This is a genomic window from Kitasatospora sp. NPDC058406 (assembly GCF_042722765.1).
Taxonomy (GTDB): Bacteria; Actinomycetota; Actinomycetes; order Streptomycetales; family Streptomycetaceae; genus Kitasatospora.
In genome coordinates this window covers 1-10,206 of record NZ_JBHXKE010000288.1, presented here as the reverse complement: position 1 = coordinate 10,206, position 10,206 = coordinate 1, and the positions used below count along the sequence as shown (strand labels likewise).

General features: G+C 68.7%; 8 protein-coding genes and 2 pseudogenes. 7 read left to right on the top strand and 3 right to left on the bottom strand.

Annotation, left to right across the window (positions count from 1 at the left end; translation table 11 throughout):
* Positions 1 to 150, top strand: a 150-nt coding sequence (locus ACFWOG_RS35800) for a transposase (RefSeq protein ID WP_380363513.1), incomplete at its 5' end; no start/stop codon positions are given.
* 3 nt (positions 151 to 153) lie between these two features.
* Here the strand turns inward: ACFWOG_RS35800 and ACFWOG_RS35795 are convergent.
* The 3 genes and pseudogenes from ACFWOG_RS35795 to ACFWOG_RS35785 all read right to left on the bottom strand — a co-directional run.
* A pseudogene (locus tag ACFWOG_RS35795) lies at positions 154 to 333 on the bottom strand (SDR family NAD(P)-dependent oxidoreductase); the annotation flags it as partial.
* Positions 334 to 1,241: 908 nt separating this feature from the next.
* Positions 1,242 to 3,311, bottom strand: a complete 2,070-nt coding sequence (locus ACFWOG_RS35790; RefSeq protein ID WP_380363509.1) for an alpha-galactosidase — start codon at positions 3,309 to 3,311, stop codon at positions 1,242 to 1,244.
* Between the two features lie 112 nt (positions 3,312 to 3,423).
* On the bottom strand, positions 3,424 to 4,650 hold the full coding sequence (locus tag ACFWOG_RS35785) for an ROK family protein (protein WP_380363507.1): 1,227 nt from the start codon (positions 4,648 to 4,650) through the stop codon (positions 3,424 to 3,426).
* Between the two features lie 101 nt (positions 4,651 to 4,751).
* Between ACFWOG_RS35785 and ACFWOG_RS35780 the strand changes: the two genes are divergently transcribed.
* The 6 genes and pseudogenes from ACFWOG_RS35780 to ACFWOG_RS35755 form a co-directional block, all read left to right on the top strand.
* Entirely contained in the window at positions 4,752 to 6,038 is a 1,287-nt protein-coding gene (locus ACFWOG_RS35780) for an ABC transporter substrate-binding protein (RefSeq protein ID WP_380363505.1), read from the top strand.
* 170 nt (positions 6,039 to 6,208) lie between these two features.
* On the top strand, positions 6,209 to 7,018 hold the full coding sequence (locus ACFWOG_RS35775; RefSeq protein WP_380363511.1) for a carbohydrate ABC transporter permease: 810 nt from the start codon (positions 6,209 to 6,211) through the stop codon (positions 7,016 to 7,018).
* Positions 7,015 to 7,842 carry a carbohydrate ABC transporter permease gene (locus ACFWOG_RS35770; protein ID WP_380363503.1) on the top strand — a complete coding sequence of 276 codons (828 nt, stop codon included), beginning with the start codon at positions 7,015 to 7,017 and terminating at the stop codon, positions 7,840 to 7,842. Before ACFWOG_RS35775 ends, ACFWOG_RS35770 begins: the two co-directional genes overlap by 4 nt.
* A gap of 607 nt (positions 7,843 to 8,449) precedes the next feature.
* Positions 8,450 to 9,538, top strand: a complete 1,089-nt coding sequence (locus ACFWOG_RS35765; RefSeq protein ID WP_380363501.1) for a mandelate racemase/muconate lactonizing enzyme family protein — start codon at positions 8,450 to 8,452, stop codon at positions 9,536 to 9,538.
* A 40-nt stretch (positions 9,539 to 9,578) separates the two neighbouring features.
* Positions 9,579 to 9,905 carry an L-rhamnose mutarotase gene (locus ACFWOG_RS35760; RefSeq protein WP_380363499.1) on the top strand — a complete coding sequence of 109 codons (327 nt, stop codon included), beginning with the start codon at positions 9,579 to 9,581 and terminating at the stop codon, positions 9,903 to 9,905.
* A 53-nt stretch (positions 9,906 to 9,958) separates the two neighbouring features.
* Positions 9,959 to 10,206 (top strand): annotated as a pseudogene (locus tag ACFWOG_RS35755) (fuconate dehydratase); the annotation flags it as partial.

Genomic DNA, 10,206 nt, shown 5'->3' with positions numbered 1-10,206 from the left:
GGCCGCCACCGTTGGGTGATCGAGCGCACCGTCGCCTGGCTCGGCGGCTTCCGCCGGCTGCACCGCCGCTACGAACGCAAGGCCGACCACTTCGCCGCCCTCGCCAGCATCGCAGCCGCCCTCATCTGCACCCGACGGCTATCCAAATGAGATGCCTTCTTGCTCGGTGATCGTCTCGGCCGCCGCCCGGCCCGCGGCGTCGGCGATGTCGACGATCACCACCGCCGCGCCCTCCGCGGCCAGGCGCCGCGCGGTCGCGGCGCCGATACCGGCGGCCGCGCCGGTGATCACAGCCACCTTGCCGTGGAAACGGCGGCACATCTGCTCTGTCATGCGCTGAAGGTACAGCTGGACATTAATTATGCAAATACCTTGACGTGGGGATGCCGGGGCTTCACAACCGTCGATCAGGCGACGTCGGAGCGCGGCATCGGTCGTGCCGCGGTCTGGCGGTGGCGCCACCTGCGACTGACCCGCCACCTGACAGAGAGCCCTGCCGGGTAGGTGGACAGGCGACGGCGCAGCACCCCCATGGCCGGCCCACCCTCAGTAGTCCCGGCCCGACCCACGCCACCTACCATCCCCTGGCGACACCTTACGGAGACTCCCATGTCCGACTCGCCTAGCTGCTTCAGCGGTCATCCCCGCCCAAGCACGGCGCGCCGCGCGCCTCGCCGACTGGGCGAGTTCGGATGCCAAGCCCTGCTGGATCGTCACCCTCCCCATCCGCGCACCCGACGGTGTCTGCGGCACCCAGAGCTTCATCGAATGGGCGACAACCTGCGCCGAGGCAGTAGACGCCGCACTCCAGCGTGCCGCGAGCCCGGCAGCAAGGCGGCACCGCCGCGACGCCGACCTCGACATCTGGACGCCGGCCTGAGCTGCACCGCCCGCGCCTGCCTGAAGGATCGTGCAACGAGTTGCCGCACGATAATGATCAACGCCGTTGCGTTTACCAGCGACGGCGGGGTGCAAGTCCGTTCTCCATGATCTGGATGTCGACGACGAGCGTGTAGGACTGGTTCGCCTACTGGGGCATGCTGGGCTCGGGCGACTTCGACCTCATACAGCCGTTCTTCGCGGCCGGGTCAGCCGGGAGACACTCTAAACGTGACCACCGGTCCCGCGTGTCCACCGTTTCGGCGCCGTCAGGCGTCCCATAGCCCGACCACAGCAGGAGCCCCGCGGACGCCGCGGGGCTCTTGGGTCCTCGCGGTGTCCGGCCGGTCTGCCGGATGCCGTCACAGCACGCGCAGGTGGACCAGCGCCGCGCTCTGGGGCTTGCGCTCCGGGCCGGGCAGGCCGAGCGCCGCCAGCGCCGCACCGGACGCCTCAATACCGGCCACCGTCCACGTCACTGTCGGCTTGGGTGGGGTGACCAGCGTAGCGCGGTAGGTCCGGTCAGGGGCGAGCCCAGGGACACGTAGCCGCGGTGGGACGGGGACGATGTCGTCCAGTTGCGCGTAGGAGAAGACCGCCTCCGACCTGTCCTGGGCGACGACCCCGTGTGCGAGAAGCCCCTCGGGCAGCTCGACGCGGGTGAACCGGCCGTTGTGGAGGAGGGCGCGGTGCTGTTTGTAGAGGTCGATCCAGCGCGCGAGGCGGTCCAGCTCGTGGGCCGGCACCGAGGTGAGGTCCCACTGGACGCCGAACTGCCCGAAGAACGCCGTGGCCGCGCGGAAGTCGAGCGTACTTGCCCGGCCGGTCTGGTGGGAGAGTGGCGCGGTGACGTGGGCGCCTTGGTACTCGAGCGGTGCGAGCTGGGCGGTCCAGTGCTGGATCAGCTGGCGGGACAGCGGATCGGTGATGTCTGAGGCCCAGACGCTCTGGACCCGCTCGAAGATGTCCAGGTCGATCCGGCCGCCGCCCGAGGCGCAGCTTTCCCACGTTACGCCGGGGTGGCGGCGGGCCAGCTCGTCGAGAAGTTCGCGGAAGGCGAGAGTCTGGCGCCGCGCCGCGGCCCGGCCGGATCCGTGAGAGTGGCCGCCGTCGATCTGGTCGCGGTTGTGGTCCCACTTGACGAAGTCGATCCGGTGAGTCGCCATCAGACGGTCGAAGGCGTCGAGCAGGTGGGCTCGTACGTCGTCCCGAGCGAGGTCGAGCAGGTAGCAGCTGCGCTCCAGGACGGGCGTCCGGTCGCCCGTGCGCAGAATCCAGTTGGGGTGTTCCCGATAGACCTGCGAGGAGGGATTGACGGCCTCCGGCTCCCACCAGAGTCCGAACTCCATGCCGTTTCCGCGCACGCGGTCGACGAGCGGTGTCAGGCCGTCCGGCCACGCCAAAGGGTCCGGGGTCCAGTCGCCTAGTCCATCGTCGAGGGAGACGCGGTTGGCGAACCACCCGTCGTCGAGTACGAAGCGTTCGGCGCCCAGCTCGGCTGAGAGGTCGGCCATCGCGGACAGCGTGTCGAGGTCGTGGTCGAGGTACACCGCCTCCCACGGGTTGAACATGACGGGTGTGGGCTGGCAGGGGTGTGCGGTGAGCGACCGGACGTACTGGTGCGTCGAGTCCGCCAGGCCGTCGAGGCCGTGTGCCGAAGCGGTCACGTGGACCCATGGCATCGCGTACGTCTCTCCTTCGGCGAGGACGGCCTCGCCCGGGTGCAGAAGTTCGCCCGCCCGGACCACGGTGGTACCGGAGCTGAGTCGCTCGACGGTGTACCGGTGGTTGCCGCTCCAGGCGAGGTGGACGCCGAGCACCTCACCGTCACGGTAGCCGAAGCCCGGTGTGCCGACCACGACCAGGCCGGTGCCGTCGAGGGCGCGCATACCGCGGCGGTGCTCCCGGACCCATTGGCCGTCCGCGACGGCCCGGCGCTGGGGCTGCCGCTCGCGGGCCCAGCGCCCGGTGAAGTCGAGGATCTCGCTCGCGCCGGTCGGCACGGGGACGACGATGTCGAGTGCGTCGAGCACATAGGCACCCTGACCGGTGTTGGTCACCAGGTGTCGGAGCCGAAGCCCTCCGCCTCGGACGGCTTCGGCCTCGAAGCGCAGGTCGAGGCCCGCCGCCTTGTCGGTTGCCTCGACCACTAGCGAACCGTCAGCGCCGCGCACCGACGCCGGACCGAATGCGGTGGACCAGTCGCTTCCGGGGCCTTCGGGGCCGACCCGGTGGCCGAGCAGGGCGGGGCGCCCGAGGTAGCCGCGCGAGTGCTCCGGCAGCAGGCCGACCGGTGAGCCGATCAGCCAGCAGTTCCAGGACGTGGTCTCGACGGAGGCGGCCGCCGTCAGCGCCCGGACGTCGGCAGCCTGCAGGTCCAGTCCCAGCCACCCGATGTCGGGCAGGCCATCGGCCCGCGGCAGCAGGACCATCGTCGTAGTCTCGGTCCCGGCCTGGCCGGAGACTGAGACGGGGTTGGTGGGCGCAGGTGCGACCACACGTCCTGGTTCGATCATTTTGGACCTCTTCGTTGTGGATGGAGCGTCAGGCAGGTATGGCGAGCAGGCGCGCCTCGAAGTCGTCGAGGGCCAGCCGGGCGGCGCCGAGCGCGACGGACTCGTCCCCGAGCAGGGACACGCGGAACTCCGGTGTGGCGAATGAGGTCGCGGCGAGGTGTCGTTCGAACGGCTCGGCCAGCACGTCCCCCGTACGGGACAGGCCGCCGCCGAGTACGACGAGGTCGGGATCGATGGCGTGGACCAGGGTCGAGGCTCCCAGGGCGAGGGCCTCGGCGACGCGGTCCACGGCACGCGCCGCGCTGCGGTCGCCGTTCGCCGCTGCGGCGAAGACGGCCCGCACCTGGTTGCCGGTGGACCGCTCGGTGGTCGAGTCCGCGAGTCTGTGGGCCTCGCGATCCAGTGCCTCCATCGCCTCCGGCCATCCCAGGAGCTTCATGGCGCCGACGTGTGCAGCGAGGCCGTGGCGTCCGGTGTGAATGCGCCCGTCGATGACGATCGCGGACCAGAGACGGCGACCGGCGTGCATGTAGACCAGGTCGCGGGCACCGACGGCAGCGCCCTGCCACCGCTCAGCCACCGCGGCGAGGTGAATGTCGTTGGCGACCAGGACGTCGCGCTCGAAGCACGACGAGATCTTCGCGACCACGTCGATCTCGTCGAAGCCCGGGAGCGAGTAGACGTCCAGATCCCTGCCTGCGCGCAGGGTGCGGATGTCCCTGACCACCGCGCCCGCGGTCACCGCGCCGGTGAGGCCGCAGGCCACCCCGCGGATATGGTCCCAGCTCGTCCCGGTCTGCCGGACAGCGGCCTTCATCAGGCGCGCGGCGATCCCGATGCGACCGGCCGGCCCGACGTCGGGGTCGACGCTGCGCCTGCGCACCGACAAGACGTTCCCGCGCAGGTCGCACAGGACCACGGCCACCTTGTGGGCGCCGATGTCGATGCCCACGACGGTGAAGTTCTCGGCGGCGACCTCGTAGTGCCGGGCGGGTCGGCCCGGGGTGCGCCCACCGTTGGCGGGCGCGGGAGCCTCCCGGATGAAGCCCTGTTCCAGCAGTGTCGCGAGTAGTTCCTCAGCCGTGGGGCGGGAGACGCCGACAGTCGAGCGTATGTCGCTGACCGTGAGCAGTTCGGCATCAAGGAATGCCTTCATCGCGGCGGCGAGGTTGAGCTTGCGCAGCAGGCCGGAGTCGCCCGACCGGGCAGTCGGGAGGGTGGTGTCGCGCTGATTCGCATGGATGTCTTGACGCACCTGACGACACTATCTAGATTGGCGGCCCAACAGCAATATTGCAAAGAACCCTACCTATATATTGGGCGACCCACTGCGGGTCCACAATTAGGAGGCCTCTCATGGGCAGAGCAGTAACCAGACGGACCGCGGTCGCGGCGGCGATCGGACTTGTCGCGCTGACCGGCTGCAGCGCAGGAGCCGGGAACACGGGAGGGAGCGCGGCGGGCGGCGACGTGACGCTAAGCCTGCTGACCTTCGAGACGCCCAACCTCACCGCCGCGTACTGGGACGACATCATCGCCAGGACCAGCGCCAAGGTCCCCGGCGTGAAGATCGAGAAGCTGGTGGCACCGAGCGCCGAGCAGCGCAACGAGTACGCGCGCCAGCTCGACTCGACCGGCTCGCTGCCCGACATCATGGTCGCGGTCGAGCCGGTCGGGATGGCGGAGGTCGGCAAGCTCGCGGAGTTCAGCAAGGACGAACTGCCGGAGTGGACCGCCCCGACCGCGAACAGCTTCAACGGCAAGATCTACCAGCTGCCCACCAACACCCTGATCTGGCAGGTCTACTACCAGAAGGCGGCCTTCGCGAAGGCCGGCATCACCTCGGCCCCGGCCACCTGGGACGACCTGCAGGCCGCGGTCGGCAAGCTGAAGGCTGTGGGGATCACCCCGTTCGTCATCGGCGGCGGAGCCCCGGACGGCCTCGGTCCACGGTGGACCTTCTCCCAGCTGGTGGCCACCGAGGTCTACGCCAAGGACCCGCAGTGGCTGGAAAAGCTGGTCGCGGGCAAGACCGACTTCTCCGACCCGCTGTTCGTTGCGGCGGCCACCAAGATGAAGGAGCTGGCCGGCAAGGAGAACGTCGACAACCTCTCGGCCACCTACGCCGAGGCGCAGGGCGCCTTCCTCGCGGGCAAGGGCGCGATGTACCCGATGGGATCGTGGTTCTCCGCGTCCCCGGACAAGGCGCAGCAGGAACAGGTCGGCGTCTTCACGATGCCGACGAAGGACGGCTCGCTGATCGTGCCCGCCTACACCGGTGGTGGTCTCTCGGTGAGTGCCAAGGCTGATGATGTCGTGAAGGCCAAGAAGTGGGCCGTCGAGTTCTCCAAACTGAACGCCGACGGCGGGGCGCGACACGACGGCCTGTTCGTCTCGCTCAAGGGCTACAAGCCGCCGACCGACCTGCCGCCGCTCTACAACGCCGGCCTGGGCCTGTACGAGAAGGGTCAGTCGAGTGGGAAGGTGACCCCGAACTTCGGCAACGAGGGCGGCATCCCGGCTCTGCCATCGGGTTTCATGCCCCAGGTGGACGCTGGGCTGATCGATCTGCTCAACGGCCGCTCGGACGTCGCCAAGTTCGTCGACACCCTGAACGCGAAGTTCAAGGAGCTGTCAAGGTGACGCACCCCCCGCGCTCCCGGGCGGGTACCCGTTGCGTCGAGGGCAACCCGTCGAAGCCCACGTCGTCCCCGTCCGGGCGAGCGGGGACGCGCAGGCCCCGCATTTGGACGTGGTCTGCGGCGGGATCCTTCGCCGTCTTCGTCGTGCCAACCCTCGCGATCTTCACCGCGATGGTCCTGGCACCCATCCTGTGGACCCTCTACATCGGACTGACGGACGAGCGCGCGAGCCGCAGGGATACCTCGCTCGTCGGCCTGGACAACTACACCTACCTCCTCCAGAACGAGGGCTTCCGGCACTCCCTGTGGAACACCGTCGTCATCACGGTGATCGTCGTGGCGCTGACGAACGTGTTGGGACTCGGCATCGCCCTGATGCTTCGCAAGCGGGGCTGGCTCTACAGCCTGCTGCGCGGCCTCTACTTCACGCCGGTGATCCTCTCCGCTGTTGTGGTGTCGGTGATCGGGCGCTCCATCCTGGCCGACAAGGGCCTGCTGAACAGCACGCTGGTCTCGCTGGGAGTGCAGAACCCACCCGGCTGGCTCACCGACCCGTCCTACGCCATCTACTCCGTCGCCGGAATCATGGTCTGGCAGATGCTCGGCTTCGCCGTGGTCGTCTACCTGGCCGGCATCTCGGGCATCCCCGTCGAGCTCGAGGAAGCTGCGAGCCTGGACGGCGCGGGCCCCTGGCAGCAGTTCCGCGCGATCACCTGGCCGATGGTCGCGCCCGCACTGACGATCAACACCGTGATGCTGATGATCAGCTCGTTCAAGGTCTACGACCAGATCGCCGTGCTGACCAACGGCGGCCCCGGAACCGACGGCACGGCCACTGTCGCCTTCGACGTCGTCCGCACCGCCTTCTTGGAGCAGCGCCCCGGGGTGGCGTCGGCGATGGCCGGGATCATGCTCCTCGTCGTCGCGGCGGCGAGCGTGACCACGTTGAAGCTCCTGCAACGACGAGAGGTGAACCTGTGAGTTCACGAGCGCCGTGGGCGCGCCCGTTGGCGGCTACGGGTGTGGCGGCCGTATTCTCCCTACCGCTCTATGTGGCACTGGTCAACGTCTTCAAGCCCAGCTCCGACATCGTCGCATCCCCGCTGGCGCTACCCACGCAGCCGAACCTGGACAATGTCGAGCGCGTGCTGTCCCGGCCGGACGGGCTGTACTGGTACGGCCTCATCAACTCGGTCACACTCACGGCAGCGTCGATCCTCATCACCACCGTGCTGGCCGCAATGTCCGCGTACTACCTCGTGCGGTCGGATCACTGGTGGAGCCGCGGCGTCCTCAGCGTCATGCTGACCGGCCTGATGATCCCCGCCGCAGTGATCATGCTTCCGATCACGCGGATCCTCGACGGCATCGGCCTGCTGCACACCATGCCGGGCGCCGTCCTGGTCAACGTCGGGTACTACCTGCCGTTCGCCGTGTTCGTCTTCATGGGCTTCATCCGGTCCATCCCCCGCGAGCTGGAGGAAGCCGCCGCGATGGACGGAGCCGGCCGCTTCCGGACGTTCTGGCAGATCGTCTTCCCGCTACTGCGCCCCGCGTCGGCCAGCGTGCTGATCTTCCTCGGTGTGTGGGTGTGGAACGACTTCCTCACCCCGCTGCTCGTGCTCGGCCCGGGCGCCGGCAACACGGTCACGGTCGGCGTCTTCCGGTCGATCGGCCCGTACCAGCAGGACTTCGGTGCCGTTTTCGCGTTCATGCTCCTCGCGACACTGCCGGTCCTGGTGTTCTACCTCGCATTCCAAAAACACTTTGTCCAAGGCCTCACCGGTGGTGCCACCAAGGGCTGAGCGCTCGAAACATAGGGCATCCCCCCTTGGCTGCCCCGTACCGCACGATCCGCCCCATCGGTGCCGCCTAGACCCAATACCACTGACTTTGCGACCTTCCAGAGTCTTTTGGCCCCATCATCACCGCAGGTCAACGGCTTGTTGGTGCTGTTAGTCAGTGGCATTGCGCCTAGACCACCGGAGACAGCCGCCCCAGGCGGACAGTGCCATGAAGGCCACCGTTCACTGCTCTGTCGAGAGTCCTGGTCCTGGCCGAGAGGTCGCCCATCTAAGCCCGCTGTCGCCGCTGCAAATCCAGCTCACGCTGAGGATCGTCGCGATCGACAGCGTCCCAAGGATCTCGCCGCAGTCAAGGACGACACGGTGGCCGCGAGTCGCGCCAAGGCCCGGCGCAGATCGGCAGCTGGGCGTCGGCCGTGTCGCAGACCAATCAAGGCACAGTGCGCGATATGGGTGCGATCGCAGACTCACGCTCTTCCTTCGTGGCCGGAGACCGACACCCACGACACCGAAAAGAAGGCGAAGACGGAACACCTCAGGGCGCTTCACGAACGACATCCTTCTTTTAGCCAACCACAGTCCCACTACCGAGAACGGGCCTCACCAGATGACCACCATCACGACCGCCGCAGCACTGCTCGCTGACATCGCGGTGGAGGCGGACCGCACGGACGCGGTCCAGGCGTTCGTCAAGCAGGAGACGATCCTGGTCGAGATCGTGACCACGGACGGGCTGCGGGGAACCGGCTACTCCTACACCATCGGGACCGGCGGAAGCTCCGTCCTGGCCCTGCTGAACGACCACCTGCTCCCCCTCCTCGTCGGTGAGGATGCGCGCAACGTCGAGGCGTTGTGGCAGCGGCTGTTCTCCGCCACCAGGGCGACGACCACCGGTGCCATCACCTCCTTGGCGCTCGCGGCCGTCGACACGGCCCTGTGGGACCTGCGCTGCAGACGCGCCGGTGAGCCGCTGTGGCGCCTGGCGGGCGGCTACCGCCGCCAGGTCCCCGTCTACGACACGGAGGGCGGCTGGCTCCACCTCACCACCGACGACCTGGTGAAGTCGGCTCTGGCGGCCCAGAAGGCGGGCTGGGCCGGAGTGAAGATCAAGGTCGGCAAGCCCAACCCCGCCGAGGACGCCGAGCGGCTGCGGGCCGTGCGCGAGGCCGTCGGAGCGTCGCTGCACATCATGACCGACGCCAACCAGTCCCAGAGCGCCTCCTCGGCTCTGCGTCTCGCACGCGCCCTGGAGCCCTACGACCCGTACTGGCTGGAGGAGCCACTTCCGGCCGACGACCTCAGCGGCCACGCACGACTCGCGACCGCGACATGCATCCCGATCGCGGTCGGCGAGTCCATGTACTCGCTCACGCAATTCCGCACCTACCTGGAGAGCGGCGCCGCGTCCGTCGTGCAGGTGGACGCCGCCCGTGTCGGCGGCATCACCCCGTGGCTCAAGGTCGCCCACCTGGCCGAGAGCCACAACGTCCAGGTCTGCCCGCACTTCCTGATGGAATTGCACGTCAGTCTCGCCGCCGCCGTCCCCAACGGGGCGTTCGTCGAGTACATCCCCCAACTGCGGGCCGTCACCCGCACCGAACTGGCCGTCCACCACGGCATGGCCGTGGCCCCCGACACCCCCGGCATCGGCATCGACTGGGACATGGACGCCATCGACAACCGGAGGGTCGCATGACACCCCCCACCGCACCACCCGGCACCACGAGGGCCGACGCGTGACGCGCCGTGTCGTGCAGGTGATCCGGCTCCGGCCCGGGAAGGCGGACGACTACCGGGCGCTGCACCGCGCCGTCCCGCAGCCCGTGCTGGACCGGTTGCGGGCCTGCCACATCAGCAACTACTCGATCCACCTGTGCGGGGACCTGCTGATCGGCTGCTTCGACTACCGGGGGGACGACTTCGACGCGGACATGCTCCGCATGGCCGAGGACGAGGCGACGCAGGCATGGTGGCGCCTCACGGCCCCTTGCCAGGAATCCGTGGCGGACGCCGCACCCGGGCAGTGGTGGGCACCGACGGAGCAACTGTTCCTCATGGAATGACCCCGGCCCCGCCACACGCCTCAACCGACCCTCACCTGTGAAAGGAGAACCCGTTGCCCCGGGACACCGCCCGCGTCGTCGCGCTGGACACCTTCGACATCCGTTTCCCCACCTCGGGCGAGCTCGACGGCTCGGACGCGATGAACCCCGACCCCGACTACTCCGCCGCCTACCTCGTCCTGCGCACGGACGCCGGCGACGGGCTGGAAGGCCACGGCTTCACCTTCACCATCGGCCGCGGCAACGAGGTCCAGGTCGCGGCGCTCGACGCGCTGCGCCACCACGTGGTCGGCCGACCCGT